Here is an 18,703-nt window from a genome sequence, read left to right on the forward strand (position 1 = left end):
GGGGCCGCAGGCAGCACCGCCGCGGGCACGCCCAGCCGCTGCCGGCGACGCAGCCAGGCCCAGGCGCCGGCGCCCGCCAGCAGCGCCAGGCCGCCCAGCAGCCCGAGCAGCCGCCCGAGGTCGAGCCAGCCGGCCAGGCCGGCCGCGGCCACCGGCCGCACCGGCGCCGGCTCGGCCGGGAACAGCGCGACGGTCACGTTGTCGTACGGCAGGCCCTCGATCGAATTCACCACCAGCGCCTTGATCTGGCCCAGCCGCCCGCTCATGTCCACCTGCGGCCGGTGCTTGATGAACACCGAGGCCGAGGCCGGCGGCGGCTTGTCGGCCAGCGGGTCCTTGTCGGGCACCGCCAGGTGCACCCGCGCCACCACCACGCCGTCGATGCTGTTGAGGGTGTTGGCGATCTCCTGCGACAGCGCGTAGTTCAGCCGCGCCCGCTCCTCCAGCGGGGAGGACACGAAGCCCTCCTTCTTGAACACCTGGCCCAGGCTCTCGAAGCCGTCGCGCGGGTAGCCGTGGGCACCCAGCAGCGCGATGGCGCGGGTGAAGCTGTCCTTCGGCGCGGTGACGCTGAAGCTGCCCGCTTCCTTGCCCGACTTGTCGGCCTCGATGCCCTGCTGGCGCAGCACCGCCACCATCTCGTTGGCCTGCCGTTCGGACAGGCCGCCGTACAGCTCCTGCTCGCCGCAGCCGGCCAGCAGCAGGCCGGCCAGCGCCAGCGCGGCGGCACGGCAGCACAGGGAGGATCGGGCCGCGTTCATGCCTGCTGGCGGAACAGTTGCTGCAGCCCGTCGGAGGTGCGGTTGGCCGCGTTCGACATCAGCTGGCAATGGAACATGAACTCCTGGCAGCGCACCGTGAGCTGCACCATCTGCCCGGGGCTCATCGGCTGGCCGCCGGCCACCGCGGCGCTGGCCGCCTGCTGCAGGCCGGCGGCCTGGGTGTTGATGGCTTCCAGCGGCCGGAACAGCGCCTGCATGCCGCGGCCCGGCGCCTGCGTGGCCGCCGAGGGCTGCACCGTGGCGGCGCCGCCCGCCTGGCCGGCGCGTTCCATGGCCTGGGCGAAGGCGCCCATGTCGGCCAGCGACACGCCGTAGCCCGCGCGCAGGCCGGGCGCCGCCGCGGCGGCCGCCTCGGCGCCCGGCACGGCAAGGGTCGGAGAGCTGAGCATCGCGGCCCCGCTCAGTTCTTCTGCGCCATCGTCTTCAGCGCCTCGCCCGCCGAGGTGATCGTCGAGTGCGAGCTGGTGGACAGGAAGCCCATCTGCATCGCCTGCGTGCTGAGCATGGTGACGGTGGCGGGCTTGTCGTCGCCTTCCATGATGCGGCCGGAGATGGACTCCAGGTCGGCGGCCTTGCGGTCCAGCGACTGGCCCCAGGCGGTGGCCATCGCCTCGTACCAGCTGCCTTCGCGCTCGCGCGATGCGCCAGCACGGGTGGTCAACGGGGCCATCGCCATCATCGACAGCGGATCGATCGAACTGCTCATCATTGCGCTCCTGGTTGTCTATACAAGTCGAGGTCTCAGAACACGAGCGGCGTCACGGCGCCGTCCCGATCCAGCAGCACGCGGTGCCGCTCGATGCCGGCGATGCGATGCCCCGTGGGCAGCAGCGCACCTTCGAAATAGCGGGTGCCGTCGGCTGTCACCACATAGGGCGGCTCGCCCGGCACGATGGACGCCACCCGCTTGCCCGGGTCGTCCACCACGGGCGCGGAGGCCGGCGGCGCGGGCGGCGGCAGGTTTCGCGCCTCGATGGCGGCCAGGCCGGGCACGTCGCGCCGCGCGGCGTCGCGCACGCGGTCGAGCCGGCGGTCGTCGGCCTCGCGGGTGGTCACGGCCACCGCGCCCTCGCCCACCGGCCGCGCCTGCGCCGGCACGCCGTTGATGCGGTAGACGTCGGCCACCGCATCGGCAACCTGCTGGTTGACATGCACCTGCCAGCGCGTGGGCAGCGGCTGCGCGGCGAGCAGCTGCTCGGCCTGGGCGCGCTGGGCGCCGGTGTCCAGGTAGCCGCTGACCAGCAGGCCGCCGCCGTCGCCATCGGGGCGCACCTGCAGCTGGCGCAGGCCGGCGGCCTGCAGCAGGGCCTGCGCCTGGCGGCTTGCGGGCTCGGCCAGCGGCTCGGCCGGCGGCTGGGTGTAGGCCGAGGCCAGCATGCCGATCGACACCGTGGCCAGCGCGGCGCCGCCGGCCAGCAGGGCCTGCCAGCCGCGGCGGATGGCGGGGCCGCGGCCGGCCGCGGCATGCGGTGGCCCGCCCACCGGCCGGGCGGGCTGGGCGGGGCGGTCGCTCAGTTCGGCGGCCACCTCGAGGGGCGGCGCGTCGTCGGCAGGCGCCGCATCCGGCGCGGGCACCTCCACCGCGAACAGGCCGAAGCGCACCGGCCCGAGCTGCAGGTCGGCATCGGCGCGGCACTCACGCCGCTGGCCGGCGGCGATCGTCTCGCCGGCCACCGTCACCTCGCCGCGCAGCACCTCCACCGACAGGCCCTGCGGCTGCAGGCACAGCCGCACCGCAGCGGGCAGCGTGGCCAGGCCACGCAGCACGATGTCGCAGTCGGCGCTGCCGCCCACGGTGAAGGCGGTGCCGGCCGGCACGGGCGCTCGGGCGCCCTGCTGCGGGCCGTCCAGCACCTGCAGCTGCAGGCCCGGCGGCGCCGGCTCGGCCGGTGTCGGTGCGGAGGAGGTCAGGGTGTTCATGGCTGGCGTGGAGGCGGAACGTCGGGCGCGGGGGCCGGCGGCGGCAGCGCCTGTGGCGCGGGGTCGGCCGGCGGCAGCGCCGCACGGGCCTGGCGGCCGCTGGACAGCCGCGGCGAGATCAGGAACATGCGCTCCACCCGGCTGTTGCCCTGGCTGGTGCTGCGGAACAGGCCGCCCAGCACCGGCACGTCGCCCAGGCCGGGCACCTTGGTCACGCCGTCGTTGCTGGCCTCGCGGGTGATGCCGCCCACCAGCAGGCTCTCGCCCTCGAAGATCAGCGCCTGGGTGTTGACGGCCGAGCGCTCCACCACCGGCAGCGTGTCCACCACGCGGGTGCTGGACAGCGAGCCGTCCTCGATCGACACCAGCATCTTGATGCGCACCTCGCCGCCGTCCTTGAACACATGCGGCGTCACGCGCAGCGTGGTGCCGGCCGACACGTTGAACAGGTCCACGTCCTCGCGGCCCGCCACCCGCACGTAGAAGGTGCTGCTGTTGTCGAACACCGCCTCCACGTTGGACAGCGTGAGCACCTGCGGGCTGGACACCACCTTGGCCGCGCCCTGGTCCTCCAGCAGGTTGACGCGGGCGATGAATTCGCGCGCATCGCCCAGCACCGCGGAGACGAAGCCGCCTCGGCCCACCGGCGTGATGTCGGCCGGCGCGGTGCCCGGCGCCAGGCCGCGGTCGCTGGCGTCGCCGCGGCCGAACAGCAGCGAGCTGCGACCGCGCGAATAGCGCCAGTTGATGCCCAGCTCCTTCAGCCGCTCGGTGTTGACGTCGATGATCGTGGCCTCGATCTCCAGCGTCTGCGGCTCGATGTCGAGCGCGGCCACCAGCTGCTCGTACTGCGCCAGGCGGTCGGGCGCGTCGCGCACGATCACCGCGTTGAGCCGGGCATCGGCCTCCACCCGCACCATCGCGCCCTCGGCCAGCGACAAGGCCTGCGGCGCCATCGGCGGCAGGGCCGAACCGGCGGCCGGCGCGGCACCGGGCGCACCCGGCCCGCCGGCGCCCGCGCCATAGGCCGCTGCCAGCACCGGAAGCGAAGCCGCGCCGGCATCGGCCTGCGCAGCGCCCAGCGTGCCCAGGCCCTGCCCTGCCGCACCCGCCGAGCCACCCATCGGCCGCTGGCTGCGCTGGCCGCGCAGGCCCGGCACCGTGCCGCTGGAAGGCACCTCGTTGGACTGCACCGCCACCTGGCTGCGCGACTGCTGCGTCATCAGCGCCCGCACGATGCTGGCCACGCCGGGCAGCACCACCTGCCGGCCGCCGAAGCTGATGCTGACGTCCTGCGCCCAGGCATAGCGCAGGTAGAAGACCTTGAAGCCGCTGGGCGGGCCGGCGCGGTCGCTCACCAGCTGCGCCCGCGTGATCTCCTCCACCTGCTCGATGAAGCGCCGTGTGCCGCTGACGATCAGCGTGCCGTCCTCGGTGCTGCGCACGGTGTTGCGCGCATCGGGCAGCCGCATCTCCAGCACGTTGCGCTGCACCCGCGCCGCCAGCGAAGGCGCCACCGGCAGCGTGCGCGTGACCATGTCGGCCGGCGAGTAGATGTGCAGCACCGCGCCGTCGTAGTACTCCACCAGGTTGAAGGCGCGGGCGATGTTGCGCCACACCCGCGCCGCCGGGCCACTGAAGCTGCCGTTGACCGCGCCCTTCACGCTGGGGCTCACCGACACCGGCACGTCCACCAGGCCGAACAGGTCCTGCAGGAAGGCGGCGATGGGCTGCTCGCGCGCGGTGAGCTGCACCTCGCGCTCCGCGAACGGGATGGGCATGGCCTGCGCCGGCGGTGCGGCCATCAGCGTGAGCATCACCGCGGCCACCAGCGCGGCCAGCCAGGTCAGCCCCGTCAGCCAGGCGCGCTTCATGCGGCCTCCAGCAGGGTGGCGCCCGGGGCGGCCACACGGTCGGCCACGTCGAGCTGCAGCGTGGGCACCAGCTCGTGGAAACTCAGCACAGGGGTATCGAAGCATTCGTTCTCGATCAGCTTGCGCACATGGCGCCGGATGTCCACCGCCACCAGCAGCGCGGCCGGCCGGTGCGCCTGCACCGACTGCACCAGCGCCGCCATGACGGCCTGCGCGTGCTGTGGCTCCATCGCCAGCTGCTGCACGCCGTTGCTCACGCGCACGGCCTGTCGCAGCGCCTCTTCCAGCTCGGGCAGCAGCAGCACCGCGCGCAGCCGGCCGTCGGGCGCGCAGCGGTGGCTGAGCTGGCGCTTGAGCGCGATGCGGGCCAGCTCGGTCAGCGCATACACGTCCTTCTCGCGCTGCGCGGCATCGGCCAGCGCTTCCAGAATGTCGCGCGCATGGCGGATCGGCACTTCCTCTTCCACCAGCCGGCGCAGCAGTTCGGCCACGCGCTGCAGCGGCAGCGCACGCAGCACTTCCTTCACCACCTCGGGCATGTCCTGGCCGGCGCGGTGCAGGTAGGCGCTGGCCTCCTGCGTGCCGAGGAACAGCGCCAGGTGGCGGCGCAGCGCCTGCCGCACCGTCTCGGCCAGCACGGCGGGCACCGCATCGGTGGCCAGGCCGGCCGGCACCGCGCCGGTGGCGATCGGCACGTCGAAGGCCAGCAGCCGCCAGCCGGGGCCAGGCACCGCATGCACCGCCACCCGCGGCAGCGGCAGGCCCAGCTCGAGGTTGATGCGGTCGAGCATCGCTTCCAGCGCCTGCACCAGCCGGCCGGCCATGCCGCCCTGCAGCGCCTGCGCGGGCACTTCCATCTGCAGCGCCAGCGTAGGCCGCGGCACCGGCGGCGCGGTGTGCAGCACCGCCGGCGCCAGGTCCTTGCGGCGCAGGATGGATTCACGCGCCGGCCGCGACCAGGCCACCCAGCGTGCCCGCAGGGCCGGCAGCAGCAGCGCACCGCCCGCCGCGAAGGCCAGGCCCAGCACCCCGAACACGTACCACGGGAAGCTCGGCACCAGCGCCAGCAGCAGGCACAGCCCGCCGGCCACCAGCAGCACCCGCGGCTTGGCGCCCACCTGGCGCACGATGGCGTCGCCCAGGTGGCGGTCCTGCTCGTCGTCGGAAGCGCGGGTGACGATCAGGCCGGCGGCCATCGCGGCCAGCAGCGCCGGGATCTGCGCCACCATGCCGTCGCCGATGGTCAGCACCGAGTACTTCACCAGCGCCGCGCCCACCGGCATGCCCTGCTGCAGCACGCCCACGCCCAGGCCGCCCAGCAGGTTGATGACGATGATGACGATGCCCGCGATGGCGTCGCCCTTGACGAACTTCATCGCGCCGTCGAGGCTGCCGTGCAGCTTGCTCTCCAGCTCCAGCTCGCGGCGCTTGCGGCGGGCCTCGTCCTTGTCGAGCAGGCCCGAGCGCAGGTCGGAATCGATGGACAGCTGCTTGCCCGGCATCGCATCCAGCGAGAAGCGCGCCGCCACCTCGGCCACCCGCTCGGCGCCCTTGGCGATGACGATGAACTGCACCACGGTGATGATGAGGAACACCACCAGCCCCACCACGAGGCTGCCGCCGGCCACCATGTGGCCGAAGGCATCGATGATGTGACCGGCATGGCCTTCCAGCAGGATGAGCTTGGTGGTGGCCACCGACACCGCCAGCCGGAAGAGCGTGGTGATCAGCAACACGCTCGGGAACACCGAGAACTCCAGCGGCGAGCCGATGTACAGCGACACCAGCAGCAGCAGCACGCCGATGGCGATGTTCACCGCCACCATCGCGTCGATGACCAGCGGCGTCAGCGTGAGCACCATCATCGCCATGATGGCCAGCACGCCGGCCACCAGCAGCAGGTCGCTGACGCTCGAACGCCGCGGCGCGGCGCCGTGATGGGCGGCGGCCGTCATGGCTGCTGCAGGCCTTGCGCGGGCTGCCGCTGCACGAAGCCGGCCAGCCAGCGATAGCGCTGCATCACCTGCTGCACGTAGCCCCGGGTCTCGGCATAGGGCGGTATGCGCCGGCCATGTCGCTCCACCGCGCCCTCGCCGGCGTTGTAGGCGGCCAGCACCAGCGGCAGGTCGCCGTCGAAGCGGCGCTGCAGCAGCTTGAGGTAGGTGGCGCTGACCTCCAGGTTGGCCGCCGGTTCGTTCAGCATGGACTCGGCCTGCACGCCGAAGCGGCGCGCGGTCATCGGCATCACCTGCATCAGCCCGCGGGCGCCGGCGGGCGAGCGGGCCATCGCATCGTGGCGGGACTCCACATGCGCGATGGCATGCAGCAGCAGCGGATCGATGTCATGCCGGCGTGCGGTGTCGTCCACCAGCGGCGCGAGCTGCATCGCGCGGCGGGCATCGGGTGCCAGCACCGGCGTGAACTTCATCGGCAGCGGCGACGTGGCCGGCAGCGGCTCGGACGAACGCGGCAGGGCGCTGGCGGGCTGCGGCGGCACCGGCTGGCGTGCCAGCGGCGGCACCGACCGCGTGGCGGCTCCTTGGGCATCGAACAGCTGCAGCGCGGCGGCAGCCCGCGGCGCCTCGGCCGCGGCGGGTGCCGCGCAGGCCTGCGCCAGCGCCAGGCGGAACTTGGCGAGCTGCGCCGCACTCCAGGCCGTACAGCCTTGTGCCGCCGCGGGCGGAGCCATCGTCGCCAGCGCCATCAGCGCCATCCACCGGGCGGTGGTCACGGGCAAGGCCGGACGGCCTGCCGGCACGGGGTTCTGCACGAGCTGTTGCTTTGGCATGTGTGCAGTTTTTCCGGCCCCGGCCATGGCTTTCGTGACAGCCCGCGGTCCGATTGTTTCAAGCGTTTAACGCAGGGCCCACTGGCCGCGCCTGTGCTGCGGTGACTAACAACGCGCGAGCGCGCACGCTGCCGTAGACGGCAGGATCGCCGCCTTCTGGACCGGCCTGTGGTTGCAAGCGGTGACAACGCCCCGCCCTCGGCCCTGACGATGGCAACCCTGATGACCCGGGCCGCCAGGCAGGCTTGCAGCGCTTCATGCGGCTGTCATGCCCGCCGGGTCACCATGCCCCTCGACGCTCCCACTTCCCCACGATGGCCGACAAGAACGACGGCGGCGACAAGACCGAGCAGCCGACACCGAAGAAGCTCCAGGACGCCCGCAAGAAGGGGCAGGTGCCGAAGAGCAAGGACGTCACCAGCACGGTGGAGCTGCTGGCCTGGTTCGCCCTGGCCACGCTGGCCATCGGCCCGGTGACGCGGCAGCTCGCAGGCGTCATGGATGCGGCGCTGGCCAGCATCGGCCAGCCCTTCGCGCTGGCCGCGCCCAGCCTGGCCGCGCAGGCCCTGCAGGCGCTGCTGGTGCTCAGCGCCTGGCTGCTGCTGCCGGTGGGCGCGGTGGGGCTGCTGACCGAATTCCTGCAGGCCGGGCCGGTGTTCGCGCTCGACAAGGTCAAGCCGAAGATGGAGAACATGAACCCGGTCGAGGGCGTCAAGCGCATGTTCACGATGGACAACCTCATCGAGGTGGCCAAGGCGGTGGGCAAGACCGTGCTGCTGCTGGGCGTGGGTTGGCTGGTGCTGCGTTCGCTGCTGCCGCAGATCGCGCTGCTGCCGCTGTCCACCCGGCCGATGCTCGTGGGCACCGCGTTGTGGGAGGTGGCGCGGCCGATGCTGCTGTGGACGCTGCTGCTGTTCACCCTGGTGGGCGTGCTGGATGCCGCCTACCAGCGCTGGAGCTTCACGAAGAAGATGCGCATGAGCCGGCGCGACATCCGACAGGAAGGCAAGGACAACGAGGGCGACCCGATGATCAAGGCCCAGCGCCGGCAGGCGCACGAGGAATGGTCGCAGCGCAATGCGGCGCAGGCGGCACGCCAGGCCCATGTGCTGGTGGTCAACCCCATCCACGTGGCCATCGCCATCGACTACGACCGCGAGCAGTGCCCGGTGCCCACGCTGAGCGCCAAGGGCGAGGACGAAGCTGCCCGCGCGATGCGCGAAGCCGCGGAGGAAGCGGGCGTGCCCATCCTGCGCAACATCGGCCTGGCGCGCGACCTGCTGGCCCGCGGCGAGGTGGGCGAGCTGGTGCCATCCGACCTGTTCGACGTGATTGCCGAGGTGATCCTGTGGGCACGCGCCGAGCGCCAGCGGCAGGCGGCGCAGCCATGAGCGAGACCGCTGCCGCCAGCCCCAGCTTGTCTATGCAACTGCTCAGCACCGCGTTGGCGCTGGGCCTGGTGCTGCTGCTGGCCTGGGCCGGCCTGCGGCTGCTCAAGCGGCTGCAGACGAGTCGTGCCGGCGGCTCGCCTTCCACCGCGCCGGTGGTGCTGCACAGCGTCAGTCTCGGCCCGCGCGAGCGGCTGGTGAGCGTGCGCCACCGCGGCCGCGAGTACCTGCTGGGCGTGACGCCCGGCGCCATCAGCGTGATCGATGCCGACGTGCGCCCGGCCCCGCTGGACTCCATGCCCGAAGCGGGCCGGGGCCGACCCTAGCTATGGCGTGCACCAGCTACACGCCGGCCGCCGCAACGCATGCAATGCACTCCATCGGCGCTCGCAAGGTTGCGGCGCGATCACCCCCCACGAAGGAGAGACGAATGTCTGGAGCTTTGAAGAGCGTGTTTGGCGGCGGCAACATCTTCGGTTCGCTGCTGAGCCTGGCCAGCCTGGCCTTCCCGCCGCTGGCCATCGCCGGCTCGATGAGCAACCTGCTGACGCAGGCCATCGGCACCGCGGTGAAGATGGCCGCGGACACGCTGATGAAGGAATTCGGCATGCCGAAGTTCGTGCGCGACATCGTCAACACCGTGGTCGACGGTGCGGTGTCGGGCAACACCACCGATTCCGACCCCGAGGTGGACAACTTCGTCGAGCAGCAAGCCGGTGCCGAAGTGCAGCAGTTCGCCCAGGAATCGTCGCAGGCCATCGTGCAGCGCGCCATGGCCAAGATGCGTTCGGAAGGCCTGGAGAACAGCGACGAGAACCGCAGCAAGGCCCGCGGCAGCAGCCGCGCCGGCTCGGGCAGCTGGCTCGAAGCCATCGCCGCGGCCATGGGCGAGGTGCTGGGCGAGAAGGCCTCGAAGATGGTTGAATTGTCGAACAAGATCGCTTCGACGGCCGGCGAGGAAGGCAAGTCGGCCGCCAAGGCCAACGCCGCTGCCACCACCGAGATGCAGGCCACCAGCCAGATGTTCTCGCTGATGCAGAACGGCTTCTCCAACACCATCAAGGCGATTGGCGAAGGCCTGTCGCAGATGGCGCGCAAGGGCTGATCGACAGCACCTGCAGCCGCGGGGCCCTTCGGGGCCCCTTCGGCGTTTTCTACCACCACCGATGAACATGAAGGAGTGCAACAACATGATTCGACACGGCATGCGATGCGTGGCCGCGGGCCTGCTGGCCGCGGGCCTGGCCGCCACCACCGTGGCGCAGGCGCAGGACGCCTTCATGTTCCAGTCCGGCGTGTTCTCCAACATGATGATGCAGCCCAACGTGGACCGCATGCTCAAGCGCAACATGGCGCTGGCCCGCGGCGACGGCCAGCTGCTGCAGCGGGCCACCCGGCGCGGCGGCGCGGCCAGCCTGGCCTCCGGCGAGTTCGATCCTGCCGGCATGGACCGCGCCGCGGCCGGCGGGGTGAAGAAGCAGACCACCGTCTTCAAACCCGCAGGTGCCAGCCGCATGCCGGCGCTGCTGGCCGAGGCCTACCCCGAGGCCGCACGCGGCCAGGCCGAGCGCAGCTTCAAGCAGCTGCTGTCGGGCTACCAGCAGATCGAACGGCAGTTCAACATCCCGCGCAACGACGTGGCCGGCGCGGTGGCCGCGCTGCTGGCCGGCAGCTGGATGGCCTACCGCAATGCCGACTTCCCCGACGAGAACTTCACGCCGCTGGTGCGGCAGATGCGCGGCGTGATCGCCCGCAACCCGGACTTCGCCGCCGCCGATGCGCAGCAGAAGCAGGAGATGTACGAGCAGCTGGCCATCCTGGGCATGCTCACCGCCACCACGCAGATGGCGCTGAAGGAGAACCCCGGCACCCCCGATGCACAGCGCATCCAGGCCAACCTGCGCGAGGCCGGCAAGGGCTACCTCGAGCAGTTCCTCAAGACCGATGCGGACCGGGTGCAGCTGACCTCGCAGGGGTTGGAGCTGCGGTGATCGAGGCCCGGCGGCCCTGCCGCTAGGGTCCACCCCAGCTGGTGGCCGCCCCGACTCGCGGGCGCGGCGGGCGGGCGGCACAGTGGCCTGATCGCAGCCCTTCCGCGAAGCCGCACCATGCATGCATCGACCTCCCTCCACGGCGCCTCGGGCGCACAGGCCTCGGCCCGCGCGGCACTGGCTTCGGCCGACACGCCGGCGCGGCATGACGCACCCACCGGCCGCGAGATCGTCGCGGCCCACACCCGCGGCCTGCACACCGACCTCGACGCGGTGAACCGCACGCTGCGGGACCAGGCCCAGGCCCGGCCCGCCGAGGCTGGCCGGCTGGTGCGCGATGCGCTGGCGGCGGTGAGTGCCGACGACCGGCCCGAGCTGGCCCGCCGGCTCGGCGTGGCCGGGGCTTCGCCTTCGTCGGGCGGCTGGTGGTCGTCGGCTTCGGGCTGGGTGCATGGCGCCTTGGACGTGGCCGGCTTCGTGCCCGGCCTGGGCGCGGTGCCCGACCTGCTCAACGCCGGCATCTATGCGGCCGAAGGCGACATGGCCAATGCCGCGATGTCCGCCGTGGCCGCAGTGCCGGCCTTCGGCGATGCGGCCAAGGGCGCGAGCCTGGCGGTGCGGGGCGGCAGCGCGCTGGCCGAGCAGGCCGCGCGGCACGGCGACGAGGCGGCCGCCGCGGCCCGCCAGGCCGATGACGCGGCCACGCTGGCCCGCCGCACGGACGACGTGCCGCGCCCGGGCGCCAACCCGCCGCACCTCAACATCACCCACAACGGCTACACCTACCGCACCGATGCGCAGGGGCGGGTGAGCCATGTGAGCGGCCAGCTCACGCTGAACAAGGGCCAGTCGCGCAACACGCGGGCGCAACTGGAGGCCGGCGGTGCCGACCGGCTGCCCACCGACCAGGGCGGCCACTTCATCGCCCGCCAGTTCGACGGCCCGCGCGAGGCCATCAACCACTTCGCCCAGAACGGCAACTTCAACATGGGCGTGTACCGCAGCCTGGAGAAGGAGTGGGACCGGCTGCTGCAGCAGGGCCATGAGGTGAAGGTGACCATCGTGCCGCGCTACAGCGGCGATTCGCTGCGGCCCGACAGCCTGGTTGTGCGCTACGCTGTCGACGGCAACCCCGTCACGCGGGTGTTCAACAACGTGCCGGGCGGGCGCTGAGCACGCTGCCGCGGCGCCCTTCCGCATCACCGCAGAGCCCTCCGATGACCCCCCAGATCGAATCCTGCTACCAGCGCATCGCCGACGTGCTGGTGCCCGCGCTGCCCGAGGCCTTCGACCGCGCCTGGATCTATGCCGAGCTGATGGACGACACCAGCACGGCCACCGCCTACGTCAGCAGCGGCCCCGGCCATGCGGCCCTGATCGACGACCTGATGCTCGACGCCGACCTGGCCGATGCGATGGCCGCGCTGCGCGACGCCTGGGCCGCCAGCGGCCAGCCGCCGTTCTCGGTGGCGGTGTTCCAGCTCGATGGCAGCGGCCGCTTCGACCTCGACGTGAAGCAGCAGGACGTCAGCGACGCCGGCCAGACGCTGCAGCGCCGCAGCGCCTGGGAGAAGACGGTCTTCGGCCAGCAGCCGATCGAGACGATCAGCAGCTAACGCAGCGCCTGCCGCAGGCGCAGGCGCCGCGGCGTGTCGCGCACGGCAGGCCAGGCCTGCGCCGGCATCACGAACCAGCGGGCCGGCGCACCGTCGCATGGGCGCTCGCCGTCATCCACGAAGCCGAGTGTTCGCAGCACATGCTGCACCGGCCGGTGCGCCGGATGGCAGGCCGCCCACAGCCGCGGCAACCGCAGTTCTTCGAAGGCCCGGGCCAGCAGCAGCTCGCCGCCCTGGTGCACCAGGCCGCTGCCCCAGTAGGCGGGCAGCAGCCGGCAGCCGATCTCGATGCGATCGGGATCGTCGGCCATGCGCATCAGGTTGAACCAGCCGGCAAAGCGCGGCCGCGGCTGCGACAGCTGCTGCAGGGCGTGGTCGCTGAGCGATGCCCTCACCTGCGGATCGGCCAGTTCCGCAGCCGAGAGCGCCGGCGCCCAGTGCTCGGCGCACCAGATGCCCAGGCCCTCGTGGCGGCGGTAGTAGGCCTGCATGCGCTCGATGAACAGGCCCGCCACGCGGGGGTCGTCCAGCGGCATGTCGTCGACCAGCAGCGCACGCACGCGCGGGTCGCGGTGCATGGCCACGAGCGCCGCGCGGTCGGCGGGCTGGAACTCGCGAAGGCGCAGGCCGCACGGCGCGGGATGGGCGCCGTGGCCGGGTGCCGCGGCCGGCGGGGCCGGCATGTCCGGGGTGGGAGATGCGCCAGGGCGCTCGGCAAGGGCCTGCATGATCACCAGCTTAGGTTCTGCGCCCGTGCGCCGCGCGCTGGGTGCGGCCCCAGCTAGGGCGCGCCCGAGCTGTGCCGGGCGATGGTGGCCGCCTACGGTGCCAGGCTGGATCAGCTCCTCACCGGGAACCGCCCATGCTGCTGCAAGATGGTGTCCGCCGCGCGCCTGCCCCCGTCGCACCGCCGCCTCCACCGCCCCCTCCGCCTCCGCCGCCCGAGCGCCATGTGCAGCACACGGTGGCCCGTGGCGAGACGCTGGGCGAGATCGCCGCGCGCTACCGCATCGGCCAGGAACCGCTGCGCCAGGCCAACCCGGAGCTGGCCGACCCCGACCGCCTGCGCGTGGGCCAGCAGCTGCAGGTGCCCATCGGCGAGGGCCACGGCACCGAGCCGGTGGCGGTGCAGGTTCAGCCGGGCGAAACCCTGTCGCAACTGGCGGCGCAGTACCGCCAGCCGCTGCAGCAGGTGGCCGCGGCCAACCGCCATCAGCTGCCCGACCCCGACGTGATCCGCGTGGGCCAGCAGATCTGGATCCCCGGCGGCCATGCGTTGACGCCGGCACCTGCGCCGGACGCGGCGGCCGGCGTGCAGCCCGCCGGGCCTTCACCGCTGGAGCGTGCGGCGACCACCACCGATGCCGCGGCCCGCCGGCAGGCGCAGGCGCAGGGCGCCTACGACGACATGTCCGCCAGCACCCAGGGCCGCGGTGCCGCCCTGCCCTGGCTGGCCGACAACCTCGCTGCCAGCCGCCGGCAGCTGGACACCGCGGTGCGCGCCGAGCTGGCGCTGCGCGAAGCCGCGGCGGCGCCCCTGCTACCGCCGCTGGCCGCCGCGCCGCAGGCCGATCCCGCCCAGGCCATCCTGCAGCGCGGCAGCGCCACGGACGGCACGCGCACCGCGCTGCAGGCATCGCTGGAGCGGGTGGACATTCAGCGCCGGGTGGACGGCGTGCTGCAGGTGGCGCAAGGCCGCGGCAGCACCACCGAGTCGCTGCAGTCGCTGGATGCAGGCTGGCGCGCCGCATCGCCGGCGGTGCAGCAGGCGCTGCTGGCCGACCCGGCCGCGCGGGCGCTGATCGAGTCTGCGGCGAGCGAAGCGCTGCAGCCGCTGCGCGAGCCGCCAGCCGATGCCGCCGGACCGCAGGCCGGCGGCCTGCAGGCGATGACGCGGTTGGACGAACTGACCGCGCCGTTGTCGCCTGAGGTGGCCGCGCGGGTGGTGGCCGCTGCGGTGCCCGGCATCGACCAGGCGGTTCAGCAGGGCTGGCAGGCTGGCGGCCCGCCGTTCGGCCCTGGCGGCGTCGAACACCTGGTGGCGCTGCTGGGCCGCGTGGCCGGCACGCCAGCCGGCGACGCCGCCATCCAGCGCGTGGCCGAACTCGGCGTGTGGAACGAAGGTGGCGTGATCCAGGCGGTGGCGCAGGGCGCCAACCCCGCCTTTGCCGTGGCGCTGGCGCGGCAGCCGGGCATCGACGGGGAACGGGTGATGGCCGGCGTGCAGACCGGCATCTCGCTGTTCCACCAGAAGGTGGCCGACGACACCGACGCCTATGCCAAGCAGATGGACGAGCTGGCCTGGCTGGTGCAGAGCCACGGCGGCAGCATGACGCCGCAGCAGCTGGAACAGGCCATCGCCGACTACACCCAGGCCCGTGGTGCCGACTGGCAGGCGCAGACCGCCGCGATGAAGCAGCAGCTGGCCGACAACGGCCGTGACCTGCTGGCGCAGCTGCAGGCACTGCCGGCCGACGATCCGGTGGCCGCCGAGGTGCTGAACGACCCCAAGGCACAGCTTGCGATCAGCACCGCGCTGGGAGCGCATCCGGAACTGGCGCAGGGCCCGGCCGGCCAGCAGCTGCTGGGCTGGTTCACCAGTTCGCAATTCGCCTCGAATGCGAAGCTCACCGACCAGGCGCGCAAGCTGGTCAGCGAGGTGGCCACCGCGCATGTGCAATCGACGGTGCTGGCGCGCATCGGGGACTTCGACGCCAGCGACCCGGCCAGCGTCGCCCGCGCCCGCGCCGCGATCGAGAGCCTGCGCAGCCCGGCCTTGTCGCGGGCCTGGGGCGTCTCGGACAGCGCGCTCGACAAGGCCTTGAAGGCGCTGGACGACGCGGTGCCGGTGGCCGGCGAAAGTGCCGAGGAAGGCGCGGCGCGGCTGCGCGGGCTGGACCAGGCGCTGGGCAAGATCAGCGGCTTCGACAAGAGCACGATCGCCGGCCAGCTGCTGCGCGGCGCCGGCCTGGGCCTGGCCGGCGTGGGCCTGCTCGCCTCGCTGGAGCGGGCCGGGCTGGACCCTTCGCTGCGCAACCAGACCAAGGTGCTGGTGGATGCCGCCGGCCTGGGCCAGAAGGGGGCCGAGCTGCTGGTCGGCCTGGGCAAGGCCGACGCCGAATCGCTGGTCGGCCGACTGGGCAGCACCGCGGCCAGCCGCTTCCTCAGCGTGCTGACGGCGGCGGTGGACGTGTGGAGCGCGGCCGATGCATTCGGCCAGGGCGACATCCCGTCCGGCGTGCTGTACGGCGTGGGCGCCGGGGGCGGGCTGATGGCGGCGTTCGGCGCCGGCAGCATCGCCGGGCCGATCGGCATCGGGCTGGTGGTGGTGTCGGTGGTGGGCCTGGCGATCTGGAACGACCGCAAGCAGGCCAACCGGCATGAGCCCGGCAGCGACGGCGGCACCTCGCTGCGCTTCCTGCAGCATGCGGGCTTCAGCGAGCCGGCGGCCCGCGCGCTGGTGGACCAGAGCGGCGACGGGCACAGCGTGGTGCCGCTGCTGGCCCGCCATGCCGGCCTGCACGGCCTGGACCTGCAGGATCCGGCGCAGCACCAACGATTCGTTGACTGGATCAACCAGATGCCGCCGGAGCGCCTGGCCGCGCTGCGCGACAACCTGCACCGTACGATCGACGAATTCGAAGGCGATGCCGGGCGGCTGCCCGCCACCACGCCGGAGGATGCATGGATCGTCAGGGACACCGAGCAACGACCGTGGTTCGCCGTCTCGGGCGCGGCGCGGCCGGAATCGGCAGCGCAGATCGATGCGGTGCTGCGGGTGCTGGAACTGCCGCTGCCGCCGGCCGGATGAGCTGAGGCATGAGCCGGCTGCAGTGCCCCCATTGCGGCCTGCGGGCCTTGTCGGCCTGGCGCAAGCTGGCGCTGGGCCCGGCCGGACGCGCGCGTTGCCGATCGTGCGGATTGCGGGTGGGCGTGGCGCCGGTGCAAGCGCTGCTGGCGATGCTGCCCAGCGCCCTGGTGGTGCTGGCCGTGTTGACAGGCATCGTGCGACAACCCGGCCTGGCGGTCGGCGCAGCGCTGTTGGGCATGGCGTGCACCGCCCTTGCGCACCAGCGGATCCCCCTCGTGCGCCGCCAACTCACCGACCGCGCGGCGGTGCAGCGGGCGCGGGAACTGCACGTCGAGCGGTGAAGCGGCTGACCGTGGGCCGGCTCGTGGCCTCCAACCGCGCGCAGCCTGAAACGAAAAATGCCTGGCTTCCGGAGAAGTCAGGCATTCAGAGCGCGAGCGCTTGTGAGGTGGGGTGGCTGATGGGACTCGAACCCACGACGACCAGAATCACAATCTGGGACTCTACCAACTGAGCTACAGCCACCGCAGAGCCGATGAGTATAGCCCACTCGCGCGGGCCTTCAACCGTTATTTGCCGGCTGCGGAGGCGGCGTCGGCCGCCGGGGCCACGCCGGCGCCCTTGAACTCGACCTTGAAGCGGTTGCGCAAGGCCTTCTGATAGGCATCGGCCTCGGCCGCGCCCCAGGCCTGCGCATAGCGCGGCACCAGCTGCGCCACTTCCGGCGACTTGTCGTCCGGCGCGCGCACTTCGGTGATGCGCGCCACCACATAACCTTCGCCCGGCACCGCCACGCCGACGGCGGCGGGCAGCTTGCCGGCATCGGCACGCAGCACCGCGTCCAGCACCTCGCGCGGCAGGCCTTGCGGCTGCGCACGGGACACCTCCACCGCGGCCGGCAGCCCGGCGCCATCGGCGGCCTTCTGCACTTCGGCCAGGCGGGCTTCGCCGTCCTTGCGGGCCAGCGCCATCGCCTGCTCTTCCACCACCCGGTCACGCACCTGTGACTTCACTTCGGCCAGCGGCAGCACGCGCGCCGGGGTGTACTCCACCACGCGGGCCGAGGCGAGCTGGTTGGGGCCCACCTCCACCGCATCGGTGTTGCGCTTGCCCTGCGTGGCATCGGTGGAGAACACGGCCTCCAGCAGCTTGAGCGAAGCCAGCGCGCCGGTGGCGCCGGGCGCGGGCGTGCGCTGCACGGTCGCGGTCTGCTTGCTCAGCTTCAGGCGGTCGACCACCGGCTGCAATGTGTCGGCCTGCTCGTAGACGGTGTTGCTGAACTGCTCGGCCGCTTCGGCATAACGGCGCTGCGCCAGCTGCTTGCGCACCTCCGTCTCGATCTCGGCACGCACCGCGTCGAAGGGCTTCTTCTCGCCGCCGCGCACCGCATCCAGGCGGATGATGTGGAAGCCGAAGTCGCTTTCCACCACGTTGCTGATCTCGCCCTGCTTCATCGCGAAGGCGGCGTCCTCGAACGGCTTGACCATGGCGCCGCGGCCGAAGAAGTCCAGGTCGCCACCGCGCTCGGCCGAGCCCGGGTCGTCGGAGTTCTTCTTCGCCACCTCGGCGAAGGTGGCCGGGGCCTTGCGCAGCTCGGCCAGCAGGGCTTCGGCCTTGGCCTTGGCCTTCTGGCGGTCGGCAGCCGGAGCGTCCTTGTCGGCGGCCACCAGGATGTGGCTGGCCCGGCGCTCCTCGGCCGCGGTATAGCGGGCCGCGTTCTCGTCGTAGTACTTGCGCAGCTCGTCGTCCGGCACGGCCACGTCCTTGGCCAGGCTGTCCAGCGTCAGCACCACATACTCGATGCGGGCCTGCTCCGGCGCGCGGAAGAGGTCGCTGTGCGACTGGTAGTAGGCCTCCAGTTCGGCATCGGTGGGTTGCACCTTGGCCATGTAGCCGGCGCTGGCGAAGCGCTGCAGCTGCACCTGGCGGCGCTGCAGCAGCGTGTCCAGCGATTGCCGCGCCACGCTGGCCGGTGCGAAGGCGCTGCTCTCCACGCCGGCCATCACCTGCTTGAGCGCCGCATCCTGGCGCACGCTGGCTTCGAACGAAGCCGGCGTCAGGCCCTGCGCGGCCAGCAAGGCCTTGTAGGCGTCGACGTCGAAGCTGCCATCGGCGCGGCGCAGCGCCGCCAGCTGCGGCACGGCCAGCAGCTCGCGCTGCAGCCGCTCGTCGGTCACGGCCAGGTGCTGCTTGTTGACGGCGGCGAACATCACGCGCTCGCGCACGATCTGCTCCAGCGTCTCATGCTTGGCCTGCGGCGTGTCGAACAGCTTAGGGTCGATGTTGGGCATCTGCTGGCGGATGCGCTCGGCCTGCCGCTGATGCGCTGCGTCCCACTCGGCCTGGGTGATGGCCTGGCCGTCCACCTTGGCCACGGTGGCGTTGCCGCCTTCCATGAACTGCTCGTAGCCCTGGCAGCTGGCGACCACGAAGGCCGGGAAGATCAGGACCACCAGGATGCCCTGCAGCAGGCGGGTGTTGTTGCGGACGAACTCGAACATGCGGGAACGGCTTTCGGTGCAAAGAAGTCAGG

The 18,703-nt window shown here is 72.4% G+C and carries 17 protein-coding genes and 1 tRNA gene; 8 read left to right on the top strand and 10 right to left on the bottom strand.

Annotated elements, in window-relative coordinates; translation table 11 throughout:
- From sctJ to VO99_RS30910, 7 genes are all read right to left on the bottom strand, one after another.
- A partial coding sequence (gene sctJ / locus VO99_RS20200; protein WP_046114737.1) for a type III secretion system inner membrane ring lipoprotein SctJ occupies window positions 1-761 on the bottom strand: 761 nt, incomplete at its 3' end.
- Entirely contained in the window at window positions 758-1,171 is a 414-nt protein-coding gene (locus VO99_RS20205; RefSeq protein ID WP_046114738.1) for an EscF/YscF/HrpA family type III secretion system needle major subunit, read from the bottom strand. The genes VO99_RS20205 and sctJ, both read right to left, overlap by 4 nt.
- An 11-nt stretch (window positions 1,172-1,182) precedes the next feature.
- Window positions 1,183-1,488 (bottom strand): hypothetical protein, encoded by a 306-nt coding sequence (locus VO99_RS20210; protein WP_046114739.1) that lies wholly within the window; start codon window positions 1,486-1,488, stop codon window positions 1,183-1,185.
- A gap of 35 nt (window positions 1,489-1,523) precedes the next feature.
- A complete protein-coding gene (locus tag VO99_RS20215) occupies window positions 1,524-2,702 on the bottom strand; it encodes a SctD/MshK family protein (protein ID WP_046114740.1) in 1,179 nt (392 codons plus the stop codon).
- Window positions 2,699-4,576 (bottom strand): type III secretion system outer membrane ring subunit SctC, encoded by a 1,878-nt coding sequence (gene sctC / locus VO99_RS20220; RefSeq protein ID WP_046114741.1) that lies wholly within the window; start codon window positions 4,574-4,576, stop codon window positions 2,699-2,701. The genes VO99_RS20215 and sctC overlap by 4 nt, the downstream gene beginning before the upstream one ends.
- On the bottom strand, window positions 4,573-6,531 hold the full coding sequence (locus VO99_RS20225) for an FHIPEP family type III secretion protein (RefSeq protein WP_046114742.1): 1,959 nt from the start codon (window positions 6,529-6,531) through the stop codon (window positions 4,573-4,575). Before VO99_RS20225 ends, sctC begins: the two co-directional genes overlap by 4 nt.
- Entirely contained in the window at window positions 6,528-7,307 is a 780-nt protein-coding gene (locus tag VO99_RS30910) for a lytic transglycosylase domain-containing protein (protein ID WP_198157000.1), read from the bottom strand. The genes VO99_RS20225 and VO99_RS30910 overlap by 4 nt, the downstream gene beginning before the upstream one ends.
- Before the next feature lie 371 nt (window positions 7,308-7,678).
- Between VO99_RS30910 and sctU the strand changes: the two genes are divergently transcribed.
- From sctU to VO99_RS20260, 6 genes are all read left to right on the top strand, one after another.
- A complete protein-coding gene (gene sctU / locus VO99_RS20235) occupies window positions 7,679-8,755 on the top strand; it encodes a type III secretion system export apparatus subunit SctU (RefSeq protein WP_046114743.1) in 1,077 nt (358 codons plus the stop codon).
- Complete coding sequence (locus VO99_RS20240) at window positions 8,752-9,078, top strand: flagellar biosynthetic protein FliO (RefSeq protein ID WP_083440776.1); 327 nt, start codon at window positions 8,752-8,754, stop codon at window positions 9,076-9,078. The genes sctU and VO99_RS20240 overlap by 4 nt, the downstream gene beginning before the upstream one ends.
- A gap of 104 nt (window positions 9,079-9,182) precedes the next feature.
- Window positions 9,183-9,857 (top strand): hypothetical protein, encoded by a 675-nt coding sequence (locus tag VO99_RS20245; protein ID WP_157039668.1) that lies wholly within the window; start codon window positions 9,183-9,185, stop codon window positions 9,855-9,857.
- A gap of 85 nt (window positions 9,858-9,942) precedes the next feature.
- The gene (locus VO99_RS29080; protein WP_157039669.1) at window positions 9,943-10,743 is read left to right on the top strand and encodes a DUF6683 family protein; all 801 of its coding nucleotides are present in this window, start codon (window positions 9,943-9,945) and stop codon (window positions 10,741-10,743) included.
- 117 nt (window positions 10,744-10,860) lie between these two features.
- The gene (locus VO99_RS29085; protein ID WP_052736490.1) at window positions 10,861-11,916 is read left to right on the top strand and encodes a DNA/RNA non-specific endonuclease; all 1,056 of its coding nucleotides are present in this window, start codon (window positions 10,861-10,863) and stop codon (window positions 11,914-11,916) included.
- 44 nt (window positions 11,917-11,960) lie between these two features.
- Window positions 11,961-12,359: an immunity protein YezG family protein gene (locus VO99_RS20260; protein ID WP_046114745.1), complete on the top strand. Its 399-nt coding sequence runs from the start codon at window positions 11,961-11,963 to the stop codon at window positions 12,357-12,359.
- Here the strand turns inward: VO99_RS20260 and VO99_RS20265 are convergent.
- Window positions 12,356-13,087, bottom strand: a complete 732-nt coding sequence (locus VO99_RS20265) for a GNAT family N-acetyltransferase (RefSeq protein ID WP_157039670.1) — start codon at window positions 13,085-13,087, stop codon at window positions 12,356-12,358. The genes VO99_RS20260 and VO99_RS20265 overlap by 4 nt on opposite strands.
- Window positions 13,088-13,311: 224 nt before the next feature.
- Here VO99_RS20265 and VO99_RS20270 point away from each other — a divergent pair, with 224 nt between their 5' ends.
- On the top strand, window positions 13,312-16,170 hold the full coding sequence (locus VO99_RS20270; protein WP_046114747.1) for a LysM peptidoglycan-binding domain-containing protein: 2,859 nt from the start codon (window positions 13,312-13,314) through the stop codon (window positions 16,168-16,170).
- Between the two features lie 8 nt (window positions 16,171-16,178).
- Complete coding sequence (locus VO99_RS20275) at window positions 16,179-16,511, top strand: hypothetical protein (RefSeq protein WP_046114748.1); 333 nt, start codon at window positions 16,179-16,181, stop codon at window positions 16,509-16,511.
- 108 nt (window positions 16,512-16,619) lie between these two features.
- Here the strand turns inward: VO99_RS20275 and VO99_RS20280 are convergent.
- A tRNA-His gene (locus tag VO99_RS20280) sits at window positions 16,620-16,695 on the bottom strand.
- Window positions 16,696-16,739: 44 nt separating this feature from the next.
- Window positions 16,740-18,671, bottom strand: a complete 1,932-nt coding sequence (locus VO99_RS20285; RefSeq protein ID WP_046114749.1) for a SurA N-terminal domain-containing protein — start codon at window positions 18,669-18,671, stop codon at window positions 16,740-16,742.
- Between the last annotated feature and the right edge of the window lie 32 nt (window positions 18,672-18,703).

Source organism: Aquincola tertiaricarbonis (assembly GCF_000969605.1).
GTDB lineage: Bacteria > Pseudomonadota > Gammaproteobacteria > Burkholderiales > Burkholderiaceae_C > Aquincola > Aquincola tertiaricarbonis.

Coding starts and splice junctions, on each gene's coding strand:
- VO99_RS20205 (WP_046114738.1), bottom strand. CDS start 1,171: ATGCTCAGCTCTCCGACCCTTGCCGTGCCGGGCGCCGAGGCGGCCGCC.
- VO99_RS20210 (WP_046114739.1), bottom strand. CDS start 1,488: ATGAGCAGTTCGATCGATCCGCTGTCGATGATGGCGATGGCCCCGTTG.
- VO99_RS20215 (WP_046114740.1), bottom strand. CDS start 2,702: ATGAACACCCTGACCTCCTCCGCACCGACACCGGCCGAGCCGGCGCCG.
- sctC (WP_046114741.1), bottom strand. CDS start 4,576: ATGAAGCGCGCCTGGCTGACGGGGCTGACCTGGCTGGCCGCGCTGGTG.
- VO99_RS20225 (WP_046114742.1), bottom strand. CDS start 6,531: ATGACGGCCGCCGCCCATCACGGCGCCGCGCCGCGGCGTTCGAGCGTC.
- sctU (WP_046114743.1), top strand. CDS start 7,679: ATGGCCGACAAGAACGACGGCGGCGACAAGACCGAGCAGCCGACACCG.
- VO99_RS20240 (WP_083440776.1), top strand. CDS start 8,752: ATGAGCGAGACCGCTGCCGCCAGCCCCAGCTTGTCTATGCAACTGCTC.
- VO99_RS20245 (WP_157039668.1), top strand. CDS start 9,183: ATGTCTGGAGCTTTGAAGAGCGTGTTTGGCGGCGGCAACATCTTCGGT.
- VO99_RS29080 (WP_157039669.1), top strand. CDS start 9,943: ATGATTCGACACGGCATGCGATGCGTGGCCGCGGGCCTGCTGGCCGCG.
- VO99_RS29085 (WP_052736490.1), top strand. CDS start 10,861: ATGCATGCATCGACCTCCCTCCACGGCGCCTCGGGCGCACAGGCCTCG.
- VO99_RS20260 (WP_046114745.1), top strand. CDS start 11,961: ATGACCCCCCAGATCGAATCCTGCTACCAGCGCATCGCCGACGTGCTG.
- VO99_RS20265 (WP_157039670.1), bottom strand. CDS start 13,087: ATGCAGGCCCTTGCCGAGCGCCCTGGCGCATCTCCCACCCCGGACATG.
- VO99_RS20275 (WP_046114748.1), top strand. CDS start 16,179: ATGAGCCGGCTGCAGTGCCCCCATTGCGGCCTGCGGGCCTTGTCGGCC.
- VO99_RS20285 (WP_046114749.1), bottom strand. CDS start 18,671: ATGTTCGAGTTCGTCCGCAACAACACCCGCCTGCTGCAGGGCATCCTG.